This window comes from Halomonas sp. PGE1 (genome assembly GCF_013000985.1).
Classification (GTDB): Bacteria; Pseudomonadota; Gammaproteobacteria; order Pseudomonadales; family Halomonadaceae; genus Halomonas; species Halomonas alkalicola.
Map to the genome: position 1 here is coordinate 3,152,651 of NZ_CP053032.1, position 17,431 is coordinate 3,170,081.

The following is a 17,431-nucleotide window of genomic DNA, read 5'->3' on the forward strand; positions in this document are numbered from 1 at the left end:
GCCGTCTGTCTTTCGTTATGTTGATATTGTCATGTCAGCGTGGCTGCTGGTGAAGCAGCAGCTCCACTCGGCGGTTGGCCGCGCGCCCCTCGGCGGTCGCATTGCTCTCCAGGGGCCGGGTCTCCGCGTAGCCGATCGCGCGCAGTCGCGCCTCCTCGACGCCCGCCCCGGCCAGATAGCGCAGCACCGAAATGGCCCTCGCGGTGGCCAGCTCCCAGTTGGAGGGAAAGCGTGCCGTGGCGATGGGAATGCTGTCGGTGTGCCCCTCCACCGAGACATCGCCATCGAACTCCTGGATCAGCTCCACCAGGCGCTGCAGCACCCGGTCCGCGCCGGCGATCAGCTCGGCCTGACCGCTGGCGAAGAGCAGGTTGTCATCGATGCGCAGGGTAATGCCCTGGGCGCTCTGGTCGACGCTGACCCCTTCGATCTCCAGCCCCTGAAAGCGCGGCTGCAGCCCATCATGGCGCGGCTGGATACCGGTTGCCAGGGGACCCAGCCCACCCGCCACGGCAATCGCGGCCGACTGCGCCACCGGCGAGATCTGCCGGGTGGACTCGCCACCGTGCTGGCTGCCGGTCACCGCCAGGCCATTGCCCGCCAGGGAGAGCAGCAGCACGAACAGCGTGATAAGCAGCGTCAGCACGTCGAGGTAGCTGACCAGCCAGGCCTCACCGTCGCCCTCCCCCACGCTGCCGGGCGCCAGCACCTCCCTGACATTGCGATCAAGCATTCTGGCCCGCCTCACCGCCGCGCGGCCGCGGCTTGCCGGGCTCGCGGATCTCGTCGTGGTAGTTGGCCACGAAGGAGTTGAGGGTCTCCTCGATGAAGGAGGGCAGGCGGCGCTTGGTGATCAGGGAGATCCCCTCGAGCACCATGTTCATGGCGATGAGGCGCTCCTCGGTGCGCCGCTCGAGCTTCACCGCGATGGGCTTGAACACCAGGTTGGCCAGCAGGATGCCATAGAAGGTGGTCAGCAGGGCCACCGCCATGCGCGGGCCGATCACATGCAGGTCGCCGGCCTCCATGACCTCCAGCATGTTCACCAGCCCGACCAGGGTACCGATCATGCCGAAGGCGGGGGCATAGGTCGCCATGGTGCGGAAGATCTGCGCCTCGGCCTGCTCGCGCGCCCGCAGGCGGGCAATGCGCCAGCTCAGCAGGTCGTAGATCTCATCCGGCTTGGTATTGGCGATGACCAGCTGGATACCCGTGCGCAGGAAGGGATTGCGGGTATGCTCCAGGGCCGCCTCCACGGCGCGCACGTCCCCCTTGAACCAGAGCCGGGACATGTCCACCAGCTCCTTGATGTCGTCGCGGGTATAGGTGTTCTCGCGCCGAAAGACGATCCCCACCAGCCGCACCACCCGCACCACCTCCTTGAGGGGATAGCTGATGAAGGTGGCCGCCATCGTGCCGGCCAGCACGATGGCCAGCCCCGGCAGGTTCAGGAAGCTCTGCGGCGACTCCGCCGTGAACAACAGGACGCTGGCCAGCAGCACACAGCTGGCGAAGATACCGATAAGCGTCGAGGGATTCATGCACGGCTCCTTGCCGGGTGAGAAAAGGTCACAGTGACGGGAAGGGACACTGGAGGTTTTATCGGCCGCCGCGGCCCTTTCTTTAGTGGGCTTTAGCAGGCTTTAGCGGGGCAACGCGGTAAACGCAGTGATATTCTGGCAGCGAGCGGCCGCCCCGGGCCTGGAGGCCCCGGGAGAATGGCCAGCCACCAACGCAGGGAACGACAGGGAGAGCCCGATGACACAGCAGCCCGACAGCCACGCCTTCAGCGTGGCCCTCCAGCCGATTCATGACGCCGAAGGCCGGCACGTGGCCGACCGACTGCTCTATCGACACCGGTCAGAAGACGGTGATGCCCCCGAGGTGGCCATCGCCAGGGCCCTGGCCACGACCATCTACGAGCTGGATGAGCGCAGTCGGCTGGGCAAGCGTGACCTGGTCATCGACCTGCCCGTGGAGTGGCTGGAGCGCCCGGACCTGCTGCCCTCCCCGGCCAACCAGATCATCATCGGCGTGCCGCGGCTGCTGGAGGTCAACGCCTCCCTGCTCGAGCGCCTCGCTCAGGTGAGAGAGCGCGGCTACCGACTGCTGATACACGGCTCGAGCCTGCGCGGCCAGATCCCCACCCTGGCGCCGCTGGCCAACCTGGTGAGGCTGAGCCACCCGGACGAGCTGGACGAGGACGTGCTCCGCGCCCTGCGCCTGCGCGGGGCGCGCCTGCTCGCCGACAACATCGCCGATGCCGAGGGCCTTGCGCGCTATCAGCAGCTCGACTGCCACTACTTCGACGGCGGCTATCTGGCAGCGCCGGCGTTCTATGTGGCGCGGCCCCGAGGGCGCCATGGCAACCGCGCCGCCCAGCTGCGGCTGGTCAATGAGCTGTACCGGGAAGAGGTGGAGCTCCAGCGCCTCTACGAGCTGATCCTGCAGATGCCGCACCTGCATGTCGCCGTGCTGCGCCGGGCGAACTCCGTTCACTTTTCTCACTCCGGCGCCCAGGCGACGGACCTCAAGCGAGCCATCCCGCTGCTGGGCCTGAACGAGCTGCGCCGGCTGGTGATGACGCTGTCGCTGGCCGGCGAGCTGCCCTCCTCCAAGCTGAAGATCCGCATGGCGCTGATCCGCGCCTACACCTGCCGCAATCTCGCCGCGCCCTTCCAGGGCATCGATCCCGAGGACGCCTTCACCGCCGGGCTGTTTTCGCTGATGGGGCCGCTGCTGGAAGAGTCCCAGGAAGAGCTGCTGGATGAGCTGCCCCTGAACACCCACCTGAGCGCGGCACTGAAGTCACGCGAGGGCATCCTTGGCGCACTGCTGACGCTGGCCGAGGAGCAGGAGGGACTCATGGCACAGCCGACCGACCAGGTCAGTGGCGATCAGCTGCAGCGCTGCTATCTGGACGCCATGGAGCAGGCCGATACCCTGATGGGCCACCTCTAACAGGCGGCCCGGCCGCGTCAGCCCTGATCGCGCAGCCGAGCCCGCAGGCGACTCACCGCCTGGCTGTGCAGCTGGCATACCCGTGACTCGGTCACCCCCAGCACCGCACCGATCTCCTTGAGGTTCAGCTCCTCCTGGTAGTAGAGCGCCATCAGCAGCTGCTCGCGCTCCGGCAGCGCGGCGATGGCCTCCACCAGGCGCTCGCGCTGCTCGTGCTCAACCAGTTCGGCGAAGGGGGTGCTGCGCTGGGGACTGTCGAACCCCTGCTCGTGCCCCTCGGCCACCAGCTCCTCGAAGGGCAGCAGCTGGCCGCAGTTGGTATCGCTCAACAGCTGCCGATAGTCGCCGAGCTCCATCTCGAGCTCGGCGGCGATCTCATGCTCCTCCGCGGGCCTGGCGAAGCGCTGCTCCAGGCGCCTGACGGCCTCGTCCACCGCCCGGGCATTGCGCCTCACGCTGCGTGGCAGCCAGTCACGGCTGCGCAGCTCGTCGAGCATCGCGCCCCGGATACGCTGGCTGGCGAAGGTGGCAAAGCTCGCCCCCTGCCCCGCATCGAAGCGGCCCAGCGCCTCCAGCAGCCCCACCGTACCGGCCTGGATCAGGTCATCGAGCTCGATGCTGGCCGGCAGCCGCACCTGCAGCGCCAGCGCCTGGCGCCTGACCAGAGGCAGGTACTCGGTCAGCAGCTCGTTCTGTTGGATCTTTCCCTTGGCGGTATACATCTCGTTCGCCTGCCCTACCGATAGTTGACGATGACCTGAAGGTCGCTGACCCGAACCGCCGCCCGCTGGCCCGGTGCCAGGGCGAACCGGAAGTGCAGGGGGGTCGTCGCGGGTAACCCTGCCAGCGCCCGGCTGCTGCCGGCGCTCGAGGCAAGCTCCGCACAGCCGCCCGGATGGCAGAGCCAGCCCGTCACGACCTGGCCGGCCGGCACCCCGTAGCGCCAGCGCACCTCCTCGATGACGCCTGCCGTCACGGCAGGCGGTGGTGGCATCGTGGCGCTTGCCATGCTGCGCTCTGCCAGCACCGCCCTGACCGGCCCGGCCTGGCCGACCCAGCTGCCTGCTGCCGACACCGGCGAGGCCAGCGTCAGCATGGCCAGCGCCAGCCAGCCCACCCGCTGCCGGCTCATGCCAGCACCACCAGCTCGACGCCCAGGTAGTGGGCAGCGGCCTGCTGCAGGTTGTCGAGCAGGCCGGGACGACGGAGGCCCGGCGGATGCAACAGCAGCAGCCTGCCCGGGCCACCGGCCTCCGCCAGGGCAAGCAGCAGCCGCCAGGCCCGCCGAAAGCTCTCGGCGTCGGCCTCTACCCAGAGCGCCCAGCGCGGCTGCTGGGCCGCCAGCAGCGACAGGTGGGGGCTGTCTGGCGCCACGGGCACCAGCTGCCAGCGCTGGGGGTCACCGACCCAGCGGCGCCCCTGGCCGTGCCAGTGGGTCAGCGGCTCGCGGGCGCGCTCCAGCTGGCGCGCCGGCAGGCCGACGATCAGCAGGGTGGCCGTCGAAGTCGCAAGCTGTGCGGCCGGCGGCGGCCGGCGAGCCACTGCCACCCGGCTCGCCGCGGGCACTTGCCCGGCCAGGGCGATCAACGCTTCGGCCACATGGGTCGGGCAGCCGCCCGCGTCCCTCTCCTGCCGTGATGCCCAGTGCCGAAGCCCCGAGGCTTGATCCATCGTCATATCAGTGCAGCCCCTCAAGCCCGACGGTTCCCAGTTCGCGCAGCGCCTCGCGGGCGAGGCAGAGCTGCAGCAGCGCCTCGAGCAGCGTCTCGGCGCTGCAGCGTTTCCTGCCGGCCAGCAGCGCCAGGAGCTCACCCCGCAGGGAGAGCGCCCAGGCCTCATCGCTCGCCTCGAGCCGGGTGGCGACGCTCGCCAGGCCGGCGGCCAGGGTGAGGCGCAGCGCCGGCGCCATGGCCGGGTCCGCCTCGACGAGCCGGCGATTGGCACGCCGCGTCAGGGCCGGCAGCACCTCGGCGAGCAGCTGGGTCACCAGCAGGGGCACGGCACGCCCGCGCAGGGTCGCCGGCGACAGCCAGTAGCCGCGCTTCAGCACGCGACCGCTGTAGGCATCCACCAGCTCGCCCGCCCAGGCGCGCAGCGGCTCCGTCTCCCCTCGCCCCAGGCTCACCGTACAGGACGCCAGCGCCAGCTGCGCCTCGCGCCCCCGCCAGCGCAGCGCTCGCGGCTGCCGCGGCGACATCACGGCGGCCAGGGCAGCCAGCGGCTGACGCTCGCCGTCGACCACGACCCGCTGGGTGCCGCGCACCTGGGCGATCCAGTCCCGCTGCTGCTCGGCCAGCCAGGCACGGGCATCGAGCCCGGGCAGCCCGGCCAGCAGGTGGGCGCCGAGCGGGCCGGCCTCCTCGGCGGACGCCAGTCGCTCCAGCTCCCCGGCGGGCGCCAGGTGCTGGGGCACCGGCAGGGCCGACCACTGCCCCGCGGCATCCAGGGTCAGATCGGGCTGTGACCAGGCCTCGCCGCGCACGCGGGCTCGCGGCATCCAGACCCGGCTGCCACCGGGTGGCCTGGCCTGCCCCAGCAGAGGCGCGAGTCGCTCGGACTGCAGCGCTGGCGGCACCCCCGCCAGCTGCCAGGCCCGCGTCAAGTCGGCAAAGCCCGGCACCCGCTCGCGCAGGGTCGAAAGCAGCGTGGCGACGCGACGCCCCTGGCCCAGCAGCAGCGCGGCGGCGGCCGGCGGCTCCGGGCGAATCGACGTGCTGCGCACTTCCAGCGCCTGCCTGACCAGGGTGGGGGCGTCCATGACCACCAGATCCTCGGGAACGCGCTGGCCCTGGGCAACCAGCAGCAGACGCAGCCCATGGCGCATCAGGGCGTCGAGCAGCGGCCCCAGGCGCCCCGCCTCATCGTGCTTGCTGATCAGACAGTCATCCAGAGGCATGCCCGCGGCGCGCGCCGCCTGCCGGTAGTTGATGATGACCTCCTCCAGCGCCTCCGGCTGGCTGACGGCATTGAGCACCAGCAGCGGGCGCACTGGCGCGCCCCCCCTTGAGCCTCGCCAGTTGGTCGATGACCCGCCGGTCGCGCTGACTCATGCCCACGGTGTCGACGATCACGAAGCGCCTGTCCGCCAGCGCCAAGTGCAGGGTCTCCAGGGGCTGGTCAAGATCGAGGCCATGCATGGGGACGCCCAGCAGCTCGGCGTAGATCCGCAGCTGCTCATGGGCGCCGATACGAAAACCGTCGGTGGAAACCAGCGCCACGGCGTCAGGGCCATGGCGCATCACGAAGCGGGCGGCGAGCTTGGCCGCGGTGGTGGTCTTGCCGACCCCGGTGGGGCCTACCAGGGCCACGATGCCGCCGCGATCCAGCAGCGCCAGCTCGTCCTCCTCGACCGGCAGGCGCGCGGCCAGGCGCGTCACCAGCCAGGCCGCCTCGTCGTCGGGCGACAGGCTCTCCGGCAGTCCCTCCAGCACCTCCTCGCCGACCGACCGCGAGAACCCCGCCTCGAGCAGCCACTGCATGAGCCGCTGCCGGGGTGAGGGCGACGCCTCGGTGCGCTGGACCGCCAGCAGGCTGCGCATCTCCTGCATCTCCGCCAGCAGACGCGCGCTCATCGCCTGGAAGGCCTCCTCCTCCCTCACCCTGGGCGCCTCCGGGGCGACCGGCGTGGGCGTCGGCGCCAGGGGCAGCGCCTCGACAGGACGCGGCGCGGCCGCGGCCGGCTCGGGGGTCCCCGCCTCGGCCATGGCGAGGATCTCGACGCCCTGCTCGGTGTGCCGGTTGGCCAGGATCAGCGCCTCGTCGCCCAGGGCGGCCCGTACCTGGCGCATCGCCTCGCGGCTGGTGGTGCCGGTGAATCGCATCACGCTCATGCTGTCAGCTGCCTCTCATCTCAGCGTCCTCCCACCAGCTGCGTCACGCGCAGGGTGCGGTCGTCGGGGATCTCTGCCTGGGAGAGCACCGCCAGGTGGCGCAGCCGGCGGCGCAGGAAACGGGCCAGCACCGGGCGCAGGCTGTGCTGCACCACCAGCACCGGCGGCTCGCCGCTGGTCTCCTGGCGCCCCAGCGCCTGTTCCGCCTGGGTCATCAGGGTATCGGCGAGGCCGGGCTCCAGGGCGCCGTTGCCGCTCATCGCCTGCATCAGCACCTGCTCGAGCTGCGCCTCCAGCCCGATGACGCGGATCTCAGGCTCGGCCCCGAACCACTGCTGGACGATGCTGCGGCCAAGCCCGATGCGGACCCGCGCGGTCAGCTCCCCGACATCGGCCTGCTGGCCGGCGTGCTCGGCAAGGGTATCCAGGATGGTGCGCAGGTCGCGAATCGAGACCTCCTCCTCCAGCAGGTTCTGCAGGAGGCGCTGGAACATGGTCAGCGATACCAGCTTGGGTACCACCTCCTCGACCAGCGACTTCTGCTCCTCGCCCAGGCGGTCGAGCAGCTTCTGCACCTCGCCGCGGCCCAGCATCTCGCCGGCGTGGCGGTGCATCAGGTGGTTGAGGTGGGTGGCCACCACGGTGCTGGCGTCCACCACGGTGTAGCCGTAGACCTGGGCGTGCTCGCGCTGGGAGGCCTCGATCCACACCGCCGGCAGCCCGAAGGCCGGGTCGGTGGTCGGGGTGCCGGCGAGCTCGCCGGAGACCTGACCGGGGTCGATGGCCAGCCACTTGCCGGGGAAGGCCTCGGCGCGACCGATCTCCGCTCCCTTCAGGGTGATCACATAGGTGGAGGGCCCGAGCTCCAGGTTGTCGCGGATGTGGACCACCGGCGGCAGGAACCCCACCTCCTGGGCAAACTTCTTGCGCACCCCCTTGATGCGGCTGAGCAGCTCCCCCTCCTGGCGCTGGTCCACCAGCGGGATCAGCCGGTGGCCCACCTCGAGCCCCAGGGTGTCGACCAGCTGGACATCGTCCCAGCTCGCCTCGGGGGCCTCGGGGGCCGGGGGCAGCTCGCTCTCGGCGAGCGCCTCCTTGACCTCCTGCCGCTTCGCATTGCGGATCAGCGCCCAGGCCAGGCCGCCGAGCAGCCCGGTGAAGAGCAGAAAGACAAAGTTGGGCATGCCGGGCACCATGCCCAGAAGCCCCATCACCACCGCCGCCAGGATCATCACCTGGGGGTTGGTGAAGAGCTGGCCGAGCATCTGCTGGCCGACGTCCTCGCCCTTGTCGGTGCTGACCCGGGAGACCGTCACGCCCGCCGCGGTGGAGATCACCAGCGCCGGGATCTGGGCCACCAGGCCATCGCCGATGGTCATCAGCGTATAGGTGCGCGCGGCATCGCCGAAGCCCATGCCGTGCTGCAGCATGCCGATCAGCAGGCCGCCGATGACGTTGACCACCATGATCACCAGGCCCGCCATGGCGTCGCCGCGCACGAACTTGCTGGCGCCGTCCATGGAGCCGTAGAAGTCGGCCTCCTGGGCCACCTCGGCGCGGCGCTTGCGGGCATCCTCCTCGCCGATCAGGCCGGCGTTGAGGTCGGCGTCGATGGCCATCTGCTTGCCGGGCATGGCGTCGAGCATGAAGCGCGCACCCACCTCGGCGATCCGCTCGGCGCCCTTGGTGATGACCATGAAGTTGATGACGATCAGGATCAGGAACACTACCAGACCCACGGCGAAGTTACCCCCCACCAGGAACTGGCCGAAGGCCTCGATCACCTTGCCGGCGGAGTCGCCGCCCTGGTGCCCCTCCATCAGGATCACCCGGGTGGAGGCGACGTTCAGCGACAGCCGCAGCAGGGTGGTGAACAGCAGCACCGCCGGGAAGGCGGCGAAGTCCAGCGGCTTGTGGGTGAACATGCTGACCAGCAGCACCATCACCGCCAGCGCGATATTGAAGGTGAAGAAGAGATCCAGCGCGGTGGGCGGCAGCGGCAGGATCAGCATCGCCATCACGAAGAGGATCAGCAGCGGACCGGCCAGCAGTTTCATCTGGGAACCGCTGGCCCACTGTCCGCCGAGGTATTCGCTCACGGCCTTCATGCATCAGCTCCTGCAGCGCCCGGCGGCACATCCAGCGCCTCCGGAACGGGCAGCGCTTCGGGGAGCGGCGGGGCCTCGCCGCCCTCCTCCGCGACCCGCTTGAGGCGGAAGGCCCAGGCCATCACCTCCGCCACGGCGGTATAGAGCGCCTCGGGAATCTCGGCATCGAGGTCCACGTGGTGATAGAGGGCGCGCGCCAGAGGCGGCGCCTCCAGGCGCGGCACGCCGTGCTCGTCGCCCAGCTCGCGGATGCGGCCGGCCACGAGCTCGGTACCCTTGGCGATGACCCGAGGCGCGGCCATGCCGGTCTCGTCGTAGCGCAGGGCCACGGCATAGTGGGTCGGGTTGGTGATGATCACGTCGGCCTCCGGCACCTTGCTCATCATGCGGCCGCGAGCCATGGCCTGCTGCTGCTGACGAATGCGCGCCTTGATATGGGGGTCACCCTCGGACTCCTTGTGCTCACGTTTGACCTCCTCCTTGCTCATGCGCATCTCCTTGGCATGGCTCCACAGCTGATAGGGCACGTCGATCAGGATCACCACCAGCAGGGCCAGCACGATCAGGCCGCAGGCCAGCGCCGCCAGCTGCAGCGCATGGGCCAGGGCCAGCTGCACCGGCTGATCCATGAGGCTCATGTAGGTGCCGCGGTTGGCCCACAGGAAGGCGATGGCCACGCTGCCGACCAGCAGCGACTTGGCGATCGCCTTGGCCAGCTCCACCAGGGCCTGGACACCGAACATGCGCTTGAGGCCCTTGAAGGGGTTGAGCTTGGAGAGCTGGGGCTTGAGCGACTTGGCCGAGATCAGCCAGCCGCCCAGCAGCGCCGGCGCCACCAGGGCCACCACGGCGAGCAGCAGGAACAGCGGCAGCATCGCCATCAGGGTACGCCGCCCCAGCTCCAGGGCATGACTGAGCATCGGCGCGGTCTCCAGCGCATGGCGGCGCTCGAAGAGGAAGGCCTGCTCCATCACCATGCCCAGCTGGTCATAGAGCAGCGAGCCCATGCTCCACAGCCCCACCACGCCACCCAGCAGCAGCATGAAGGTGGTCAGCTCCAGGGAACGGGCGACCTGGCCCTCTTCGCGGGCCTTCTCCAGCCGCCGAGGCGTTGCCGGTTCGGTCTTTTCCTGATCGCTGCTCTGCTCGGCCATGGCCACTCATCGGGGACAGTCTTGCGGACCCTGGCCATTGTGGAGAGTCGAGGAAAGGGGTGATACGCGAATAAGGGCCGATAATCGCGAGCTATTCGTTCGCGACCATCGGCCCTCGGGGTCTTGCGTTCGGCGTTCGGCTCTCAGCCCTCAGAAGCCGAGCTGCTCCAGCAGGTCATCGACCTGGTCCTGGCTGCTGACCACGTCATCGCCCTTGGTATTGACCTGGGGACCATTGAGCAGGCCGGTATCGCGGCGCGATTCGTCGGCACGGCGCTGCATGTCGTCGCGGCGCTCGCCCTCGGGCACGCTGTCGATCAGCACCTGGACGAGCTGGCTCTCGATCTCGCGGATCACGTCCATCATCTTCTTGATCACCTGGCCGGTCAGGTCCTGGAAGTCCTGGGCCATCATGATCTCGAGCAGCTCCTTGTTGGTCGCGCCGGTCTGCTCGGGCACCTCGGCCAGGTAGGCGCGGGTGTCGGTGACCAGCTCGCGGGCCTCGTCCAGTCCCTTGGGCTCGGCGAACCACTCGGCCCAGCGACCGTCCAGCGCCTCGGCCTTCTCACCCATGGCATCCTGAATCGGCTGGGCGCGGTCGATGGCATTGAGCGCCCGCTCCGCCGCCTGCTCGGTCATGGTGGCCACATAGCTCAGGCGATCACGGGCGTCGGGGATCGCCTCGGCGGCCTTCTCGATCTCCTTGTCCAGGCCGAGCTCGCGCATGCTTTCGCGCAGCATGCGAGTCAGCTGGCCGATGCGCTGTACCAGGTCATCGCCGCTGGCGGAGGCTGCCGCCTGGCTCGGGTCTTGGGTGCTCATGCTCTACTCTCCTCGCGTCGGCCGCAGGGCCTGGTGATCACATGCCCAACTTCTCGAAGATCTTGTTGAGCTTCTCTTCGAGGGTCGCCGCGGTGAACGGCTTGACCACGTAGCCGCTGGCGCCGGCCTGGGCGGCCGCGATGATGTTCTCCTTCTTGGCCTCGGCGGTCACCATCAGTACCGGCAGCTCCTTGAGCGCGGCATCGGCGCGGATCTGCTTGAGCATCTCCAGCCCGTCCAGGTTGGGCATGTTCCAGTCCGAGACCACGAACTGGAAGCCGCCGGCGCGCAGCTTGTTGAGCGCATCCTGGCCGTCCTCGGCCTCCTCCACGTTGGTGAAACCGAGCTCCTTGAGCAGGCTGCGCACGATCCGGCGCATGGTGGGAAAGTCGTCCACCACCAGGATGCTCATGTTCTTGTCTGCCATTGCACTACCTCGATTCGCGATGTTCTCGTTGAATGATGGCCCGGCGAGATGGCCGGCCGGGCCGAGCATGCCGCCCGACAGGCGGCAGCCGAATCAGAACTCCTGCCACTCTTCCTCGGCGGATTCGGCCCGCTGCGCGCTGCGCCGGCGGCTCGGTGCCGGCAGGCCCGCCGGTGCCTCAGGCGCGGTCAGGGTGAGTGCCTCCGGGGCCGGCTCGCTCGCTATCCGCGCGGCCTCGCCGGCCAGGCGGAAGCGCGCCACGGCCTGCTCGAGGCGCTCCGCCTGCTCCTCCAGGGAGGAGGCGGCCGCCGAGGCCTGCTGCACCAGGGCGGCGTTCTGCTGGGTCACCTGGTCCATCTGGCCCACCGCCTGGCTCACCTGCTCGATGCCGTCGCTCTGCTCCTGGGAGGCCGCGGAGATCTCGTCCATGATATCGGTGACCCTGCGTACCGCCTGGACCACCTCGTCCATGGTATCCCCGGCATTCTCGGCCAGGCTCGACCCCGCCTGCACCTGAGCCACCGAGCTCTCGATGAGCGTCTTGATCTCCTTGGCCGCCTCGGCACTGCGGCTGGCCAGGTTGCGCACCTCGCCGGCCACCACCGCGAAGCCGCGGCCCTGCTCCCCCGCCCGCGCCGCCTCCACCGAGGCGTTGAGCGCCAGGATATTGGTCTGGAAGGCGATGGAGTCGATGACACCGGTAATATCGGCGATCTTGCGGGAGGAGTCCGAGATGCCGTGCATGGTCTTCACCACGCGATCGACCACCTCGCCGCCGCGCTCGGCGGTGGTGGAGGCCTCGAGCGCCAGGGTGCTGGCCTGACGGGCGTTGTCGGCATTCTGCTTCACCGTGGCGGTCAACTGCTCCATGCTGGCCGCGGTCTCCTCCAGCGACGCCGCCTGCTGCTCGGTGCGCGACGAGAGATCCGTATTGCCGGAGGCGATCTCCCGGGTACCGAGATGGATCGAGCCGCTGCCCTGGCGCACTTCGCCCACTACCTGTGCCAGCCCCTGCTGCATCTCGCGCATGGCGGCGAACAGTCGGCCCACCTCGTTGCGCCCCTTCACCTCGATGGTGGCCGAGAGGTCCGCCTGGGCGATGCGCTCGAGATGATGCACGGCCGCGCCCAGCGGGCGAATGACAACAGAGCGCAGGCCCGCATAGATCGCCGCCACCAGCAGGCCGATCAGCACCAGCAGGCTCAGGCCGATCCAAGCAAACAGGCTGGACTGGCGCTCATGGGAGTCAACGAGGTTACGACTACGCTCAAACCCATAGCGCACAAATTCGTTCATCTGCTGGGCGAGAAGCGCCTCCTGATCGGCAATTTGCGTGCGCAGGTCGTTAAAGCGAGTGGTATCCAGCTGATAGAGCGCCTCGTGCTGCTCGCGCGCCAAGGAGAGCACCTCCTGGAAATACTCCGCCAGCGCATCCGCCATACCCTGTCCCTGCTCGGTCTTGGGGGTAGCCACAAAATTGTCGAAACGGCGCTCGGCTCGATTGAGGCGATCTAGCGCAATATCGAGATTGCTATTGGCTTCGCGAATGCGCCCCACCATGATCTGGTTTGACGCCACCTCCAGGTTGGTACGCCCCACGTTGAGCAGGGAGTCGGCCCGGTTGATCTCGTTGAGCTGCTCGGCACTGATCATGTTAAGAGTGCCAAGCGAGTGACCGGCACTGCGATCGGCCATCACCCCCATTCCGGCGATCACTCCGATGAAGGCCACGAAGCAGGCCAGCACGGCCACCATGGCCGCGTGGATACTGATGTTACGAGTGAAGCGAAGCATAGTGGCGCCTCCCTATGAGGGCGTTGTCGTTATGATGGGGCTACACCCGCTGGGCCCGGCCGGAAGAGGCCACCAGCGCCAGCAGGCGCGGCGCGATCTCCTCGAGGGGGAGCACTTCCGAGGCACCTCCCAGGGCGATCGCCTCCCGCGGCATGCCGAAGACCACGCAGCTCGCCTCGTCCTGGGCGATGGTGGGCGCGCCGGCCTGGCGCATCTCGACGAGGCCCGCCGCCCCGTCCTTGCCCATGCCGGTGAGCAGCACCCCGACCGCATTGCGGCCAGCCTGCTCCGCCGCCGAGCGAAACAGCACGTCCACCGAGGGGCGATGCCGGTTCACGGGAGGGCCCGGGTCGAGCCGCGCCACATAGTTGGCCCCGCTGCGCGCCAGCTTCAGGTGGGCGTCTCCCGGGGCGATATAGGCGTGGCCGGGCAGCACCCGCTCGCCGTCCTCGGCCTCCTTGACGCTGATCTGGCAGAGGCGGTCGAGGCGTTCGGCGAAGGAGCGGGTGAAGCCGCCGGGCATGTGCTGGGCAATCATGATGGCCGGGCTGTTGGCGGGCAGCGGCTCCAATACGCGGCGTATCGCCTCGGTGCCCCCGGTGGAGGCGCCGATGATCAAGAGCTTCTCGCTCGACATCAGCGGCGCCGTCAGGCGCTGGGGCGGAGCCTCGCTGCGCGAAGCAGCGCGCCGCGGCCGCGAACGTGCCGCGGCGCGGATCTTCTCGGCGATCTCCTCGGCGTACTCGAGCATGCCGCTGCGGATGCCGAGCGACGGCTTGGCAACGAAATCCAGCGCGCCGAGCTCGAGCGCCCGAAGGGTGACCTCGGAGCCGGACTGGGTCAGCGACGAAACCATCAGCACCGGCATCGGCCGCAGGCGCATCAGCCGCTCCAGGAAGTCGATGCCATCCATTCGCGGCATCTCGACGTCGAGGGTCAGCACGTCGGGGTTGTGGCGCTTGATCAGATCCCTGGCCACCAGCGGGTCCGGCGCCACCGCCACCACCTCCATGTCGGGCTGGCTGTTGATGATCTCGCTGAGCAGGTCGCGGATCAGCGCTGAGTCGTCAACGCAAAGCACCTTGATCGTGGCGGCACTCAAGAGGGCTCTCCTGTAGCAGATGGCTCGCCGCCCGGGTCAGGCAGCAAGAGGTCCTTGAATAGGGTATCGGCCGGTGGCCGGCGGACTTTAGCGGTCAGGCGTCGGCCTGCCGCCCGCGGCGGCCGGGGCCAGGGTATAGACGGTCTGGCCGCGCAGCCGCAGGGCTCGCGTGATGTAGGAGAAGTTCTCGGAGTGGCCGGCAAACAGCAGTCCGTCCGGCTTCAGCAGCGGCGCGAAGCGCTCCAGTATCCTGGCCTGGGTCGCCTTGTCGAAGTAGATCATCACGTTACGGCAGAAGATCGCATCGAAGGGACCGCTGACCGGCCAGCTCGGCGCCAGCAGGTTCAGCGGCGAGAACTCGACCATGGCACGCAGCTCCGGCCTGACCCGCGCCAGGCCCGCCTGCCGGCCGGTACCCCGCTGGAAGAAGCGGCGCATGCGCTCGGCCTCCAGCTTGTGCACCTGCTCCAGGGGGTAGATCCCTGCCTCGGCCCTGGCCAGCGCCTCGGTATCGATGTCCGTCGCCACCACCCTGGCATCGCCCGCGCGGCTGCCCAGCGCCTCGCTCAGGGTCATGGCGATGGAGTAGGGCTCCTCACCGGTGGAGGCCGCGGCACTCCACACCCGGATCGGCCCTGGGCGGGCACGGACATGCTCGGCGAGCAGCGGAAAGTGGTGCGACTCGCGGAAGAAGGCGGTGAGGTTGGTGGTCAGGGCGTTGGTGAAGGCCTCCCACTCCCGGGCATCCGGCTGGCGCTCCAGGCGCGCCAGGTAGTCGCTGAAGCGCGTCAGGCCATGATGGCGCAGCCGCTTGGCGAGACGGCTGTAGACCATCTCGCGCTTGTGCTCGGCCAGCACGATCCCCGCCCGCTGGTAGATCAGCTGACGGATACGCGCGAAGTCCTCGGCGGTGAGCACCAGGTCACGCTCGAGGGAGCTTCCACTGCCCCAGTTGCCGGCGGAGAACGACGCCGGCTCCCTTGGCTCGCTCAAAATGCTTCCCACTCCTCGATATCGGACGGACGGTTGGCGCCACCGGCGGGCGGCAGTGCCTTCTGCTGAGCGGGTTCGCGCTCACTCGGCGCCGCCAGCCCGCGCCGCTCGGCTAGGCTCGGGGCGCGCTCCACGCCGGCGCCGCGCGCGCGGAAGGCGGTCACGGCGATGACCAGCTGCTCGGCCTGACGCTCCAGGTCCAGGGCCGCCCGGGCCATGGTCTGCACCCGCTCGGCATTCTGCTGGGTGACATGGTCCATCTCGGCCACCGCCTGGTTGATCTGGCCGATGCCGCCGCTCTGCTCCTGGGAGGCAGCCGAGATCTCGCCCATGATGTCGTTGACCCGGGTGGTGGCCGCCACCACCCCCTCGATGGCGCCCTCGGCGCGCTGCACCACCGCGGCACCGGCCTGGATCTCCTTGCCGGCCCCGTCGATCAGGGTCCGGATCTCCTTCGCGGCGGCGGCGGAGCGCCCGGCCAGGTTGCGCACCTCATTGGCCACGACCGCAAAGCCGCGCCCCTGCTCGCCGGCGCGAGCGGCCTCCACCGAGGCGTTCAAGGCCAGGATATTGGTCTGGAAGGCGATGGAGTCGATCACGTCGATGATCTCGGCCATCTTGCGGGAGCTCTCGGTGATGCGCCCCATGGTATCCACCACCTGATGCATCAGCTCGCCGGTCTCGCGAACCCGCTCGGCATTCTCGGTCGCCAGGCCGCTGGCCTGGCGCGCGTTGTCGGTGTTCTGCTGCACCGTGGCGGTCATCTCCTCCATGCTGGAGGCGGTCTGCTGCAGCGACGCCGCCTGCTGCTCGGTACGGGTGGAGAGGTCGTCATTGCCCACCGCGATATCCCGCGCGGCCGGCGTCACCACCTGAATACCCGCATGCACGTCGCCCACGATGCTGCCGAGGCTCTTGCGCATCACGTCCAGGGCGCCCAGCAGGCGGCCCACTTCATCGCGGCCGCGCTGGGGCACACTCGCCGCCAGGTTGCCCGAGGCGATCTGCAGGGTGAAGCCGATGGCCCGATCCAGCGGACGCGTCACGGCACGCAGGGTCATCATGCCCAGCGCGATCAGCAGCAGCAGGGCCGCACCGAGCACGCCGCCCTGGGCGAGCAGCATGGTGCGCTGACCGGCCTCGGCGGCGGCCGCCATCGTCGCCGCACCGCGGCGCTCGCGCTCGATCAACTGATTGACGCTGGCGGTCAGCGCCACCGCCTGCTCCTGGAGCGGGGTGACCTGATTGTTCAGCGCCATCATGGCGTCGAAGGCCTCGCCGGTCAGGGCGTTGGCCAGGGGCAGCAGCCCCTCCTGCAGGTAGGCGTTCAGGTCGGCGCCGAAGTCTCGGGTCTCGGGGGCCTGGTTGATCTCGCGGGCCATGAAATCGGTCCAGATTCCCTCGACGCGCGCGACGGTAGCCTCGATCTGCTCGGCCAGCTCGTGGCGCTGGCCGAGCAGCGCCATGCGCTCCTGGCTGGCCATGCGCTGCGGCGGCTCGTTGACCAGCTGCCCGACCTGCTGCAGGCGCACCACGTCCTCGAGTCCATCCCGGTTGAGCTCGGCGAGTCTCTCCCCCGAGGCCTGCAGGCCAAAGAGCCCGAGCCCGCCGCTGACCAGCAGCATCAATGACGCCACGGCGACCATCAGGCTGATGCGGGCGCGCACGGTGCTGAGGTTCAGGCGCCGCAGCGCGCCGAGTACGCCGCGCCGGCGCAGCCGACCCTTGTGCAGATAGAGGTGGCGCCCCTTGCCTTCGCGAATGCTGGCGTAGGCGAGCTCCGCCCGGTCGATCTGCTCGCGATCGGCCTTGACCCGTACCGAGGCGTAGCCCATCACCTCGCCATCCTCGATGACCGGGGTCACGCTGGCATCCACCCAGTAGTGGTCGCCGTTCTTGCGCCGGTTCTTGACCAGGCCGCGCCAGCTCTCCCCCGCCGCCAGGGTCTCCCACAGGTTGGCGAAGGCCTCGGGCGGCATGTCGGGGTGGCGCACCAGGTTGTGGGGCGAGCCGATCAGCTCCTCGTGGCGATATCCACTGACCTCGGTGAAGGCCGGGTTGGCGTAGGTGATGCGTCCCTTGAGGTCGGTCCGCGAGATCAGGAAGTGCTCGTCCTGGAGCTCGTATTCCCGTCCAGTCACTGGCTGGTTGTCGCGCATGCTGTGCTCTCCGAGGCGGTTAGCGGTGTGCAGCTACCGCTCTTCTGGTTATTGGTACAGGTGGTTGGGCGGTGCCGTCAG

16 protein-coding genes are annotated in these 17,431 nt (G+C 69.2%); 1 reads left to right on the forward strand and 15 read right to left on the reverse strand.

The window, feature by feature from the left end; all coding sequences use genetic code 11:
* Nucleotides 1-34 precede the first annotated feature (34 nt).
* Together HIR79_RS14875 and HIR79_RS14880 are read right to left on the reverse strand one after the other, a co-directional pair.
* Nucleotides 35-733 (reverse strand): OmpA/MotB family protein, encoded by a 699-nt coding sequence (locus HIR79_RS14875; protein ID WP_169958924.1) that lies wholly within the window; start codon nucleotides 731-733, stop codon nucleotides 35-37.
* The gene (locus HIR79_RS14880; RefSeq protein ID WP_119021681.1) at nucleotides 726-1,541 is read right to left on the reverse strand and encodes a motility protein A; all 816 of its coding nucleotides are present in this window, start codon (nucleotides 1,539-1,541) and stop codon (nucleotides 726-728) included. The genes HIR79_RS14875 and HIR79_RS14880 overlap by 8 nt, the downstream gene beginning before the upstream one ends.
* A 217-nt stretch (nucleotides 1,542-1,758) precedes the next feature.
* Here HIR79_RS14880 and HIR79_RS14885 point away from each other — a divergent pair, with 217 nt between their 5' ends.
* On the forward strand, nucleotides 1,759-2,961 hold the full coding sequence (locus HIR79_RS14885) for an EAL and HDOD domain-containing protein (RefSeq protein ID WP_169958925.1): 1,203 nt from the start codon (nucleotides 1,759-1,761) through the stop codon (nucleotides 2,959-2,961).
* A 17-nt stretch (nucleotides 2,962-2,978) separates the two neighbouring features.
* Here HIR79_RS14885 and HIR79_RS14890 read toward each other — a convergent pair whose 3' ends face one another.
* The 13 genes from HIR79_RS14890 to HIR79_RS14945 all read right to left on the reverse strand — a co-directional run bounded on the left by HIR79_RS14890 (nucleotide 2,979) and on the right by HIR79_RS14945 (nucleotide 17,350).
* Complete coding sequence (locus HIR79_RS14890) at nucleotides 2,979-3,683, reverse strand: RNA polymerase sigma factor FliA (RefSeq protein ID WP_169958926.1); 705 nt, start codon at nucleotides 3,681-3,683, stop codon at nucleotides 2,979-2,981.
* A gap of 14 nt (nucleotides 3,684-3,697) precedes the next feature.
* Complete coding sequence (locus tag HIR79_RS14895; protein ID WP_169958927.1) at nucleotides 3,698-4,093, reverse strand: flagellar protein FlhE; 396 nt, start codon at nucleotides 4,091-4,093, stop codon at nucleotides 3,698-3,700.
* The gene (locus HIR79_RS14900) at nucleotides 4,090-4,638 is read right to left on the reverse strand and encodes a hypothetical protein (RefSeq protein ID WP_169958928.1); all 549 of its coding nucleotides are present in this window, start codon (nucleotides 4,636-4,638) and stop codon (nucleotides 4,090-4,092) included. The genes HIR79_RS14895 and HIR79_RS14900 overlap by 4 nt, the downstream gene beginning before the upstream one ends.
* Before the next feature lies 1 nt (nucleotide 4,639).
* Nucleotides 4,640-5,950, reverse strand: coding sequence for a flagellar biosynthesis protein FlhF (locus HIR79_RS18530; protein WP_249322173.1), 1,311 nt, complete (start codon nucleotides 5,948-5,950; stop codon nucleotides 4,640-4,642).
* Nucleotides 5,844-6,791 (reverse strand): flagellar biosynthesis GTPase FlhF, encoded by a 948-nt coding sequence (gene flhF / locus HIR79_RS18535; RefSeq protein ID WP_249322174.1) that lies wholly within the window; start codon nucleotides 6,789-6,791, stop codon nucleotides 5,844-5,846. Before flhF ends, HIR79_RS18530 begins: the two co-directional genes overlap by 107 nt.
* 20 nt (nucleotides 6,792-6,811) lie before the next feature.
* Nucleotides 6,812-8,899, reverse strand: a complete 2,088-nt coding sequence (gene flhA / locus HIR79_RS14910) for a flagellar biosynthesis protein FlhA (RefSeq protein ID WP_169958929.1) — start codon at nucleotides 8,897-8,899, stop codon at nucleotides 6,812-6,814.
* A complete protein-coding gene (flhB, locus tag HIR79_RS14915) occupies nucleotides 8,896-10,053 on the reverse strand; it encodes a flagellar biosynthesis protein FlhB (protein ID WP_169958930.1) in 1,158 nt (385 codons plus the stop codon). Before flhB ends, flhA begins: the two co-directional genes overlap by 4 nt.
* A gap of 150 nt (nucleotides 10,054-10,203) precedes the next feature.
* Nucleotides 10,204-10,875, reverse strand: a complete 672-nt coding sequence (cheZ, locus tag HIR79_RS14920) for a protein phosphatase CheZ (protein WP_169958931.1) — start codon at nucleotides 10,873-10,875, stop codon at nucleotides 10,204-10,206.
* A gap of 37 nt (nucleotides 10,876-10,912) precedes the next feature.
* On the reverse strand, nucleotides 10,913-11,302 hold the full coding sequence (gene cheY, locus HIR79_RS14925; protein WP_119021690.1) for a chemotaxis response regulator CheY: 390 nt from the start codon (nucleotides 11,300-11,302) through the stop codon (nucleotides 10,913-10,915).
* A gap of 93 nt (nucleotides 11,303-11,395) precedes the next feature.
* Nucleotides 11,396-13,096 carry a methyl-accepting chemotaxis protein gene (locus HIR79_RS14930; protein ID WP_169958932.1) on the reverse strand — a complete coding sequence of 567 codons (1,701 nt, stop codon included), beginning with the start codon at nucleotides 13,094-13,096 and terminating at the stop codon, nucleotides 11,396-11,398.
* A gap of 40 nt (nucleotides 13,097-13,136) precedes the next feature.
* Entirely contained in the window at nucleotides 13,137-14,198 is a 1,062-nt protein-coding gene (locus HIR79_RS14935; protein WP_169958933.1) for a protein-glutamate methylesterase/protein-glutamine glutaminase, read from the reverse strand.
* Between the two features lie 87 nt (nucleotides 14,199-14,285).
* Nucleotides 14,286-15,191: a CheR family methyltransferase gene (locus tag HIR79_RS14940; protein WP_169958934.1), complete on the reverse strand. Its 906-nt coding sequence runs from the start codon at nucleotides 15,189-15,191 to the stop codon at nucleotides 14,286-14,288.
* Nucleotides 15,188-17,350: a methyl-accepting chemotaxis protein gene (locus HIR79_RS14945; RefSeq protein ID WP_169958935.1), complete on the reverse strand. Its 2,163-nt coding sequence runs from the start codon at nucleotides 17,348-17,350 to the stop codon at nucleotides 15,188-15,190. The genes HIR79_RS14940 and HIR79_RS14945 overlap by 4 nt, the downstream gene beginning before the upstream one ends.
* Nucleotides 17,351-17,431 lie beyond the last annotated feature (81 nt).

Excerpts from the sequence above, each read along its gene's own strand:
- HIR79_RS14885 (WP_169958925.1), top strand. The coding sequence starts at position 1,759 with ATGACACAGCAGCCCGACAGCCACGCCTTCAGCGTGGCCCTCCAGCCG.
- flhB (WP_169958930.1), bottom strand. The coding sequence starts at position 10,053 with ATGGCCGAGCAGAGCAGCGATCAGGAAAAGACCGAACCGGCAACGCCT.
- HIR79_RS14895 (WP_169958927.1), bottom strand. The coding sequence starts at position 4,093 with ATGAGCCGGCAGCGGGTGGGCTGGCTGGCGCTGGCCATGCTGACGCTG.
- flhA (WP_169958929.1), bottom strand. The coding sequence starts at position 8,899 with ATGAAGGCCGTGAGCGAATACCTCGGCGGACAGTGGGCCAGCGGTTCC.
- HIR79_RS14945 (WP_169958935.1), bottom strand. The coding sequence starts at position 17,350 with ATGCGCGACAACCAGCCAGTGACTGGACGGGAATACGAGCTCCAGGAC.
- HIR79_RS14880 (WP_119021681.1), bottom strand. The coding sequence starts at position 1,541 with ATGAATCCCTCGACGCTTATCGGTATCTTCGCCAGCTGTGTGCTGCTG.
- HIR79_RS14875 (WP_169958924.1), bottom strand. The coding sequence starts at position 733 with ATGCTTGATCGCAATGTCAGGGAGGTGCTGGCGCCCGGCAGCGTGGGG.
- cheY (WP_119021690.1), bottom strand. The coding sequence starts at position 11,302 with ATGGCAGACAAGAACATGAGCATCCTGGTGGTGGACGACTTTCCCACC.
- HIR79_RS14930 (WP_169958932.1), bottom strand. The coding sequence starts at position 13,096 with ATGCTTCGCTTCACTCGTAACATCAGTATCCACGCGGCCATGGTGGCC.
- flhF (WP_249322174.1), bottom strand. The coding sequence starts at position 6,791 with ATGAGCGTGATGCGATTCACCGGCACCACCAGCCGCGAGGCGATGCGC.
- HIR79_RS14890 (WP_169958926.1), bottom strand. The coding sequence starts at position 3,683 with ATGTATACCGCCAAGGGAAAGATCCAACAGAACGAGCTGCTGACCGAG.
- cheZ (WP_169958931.1), bottom strand. The coding sequence starts at position 10,875 with ATGAGCACCCAAGACCCGAGCCAGGCGGCAGCCTCCGCCAGCGGCGAT.
- HIR79_RS14900 (WP_169958928.1), bottom strand. The coding sequence starts at position 4,638 with ATGACGATGGATCAAGCCTCGGGGCTTCGGCACTGGGCATCACGGCAG.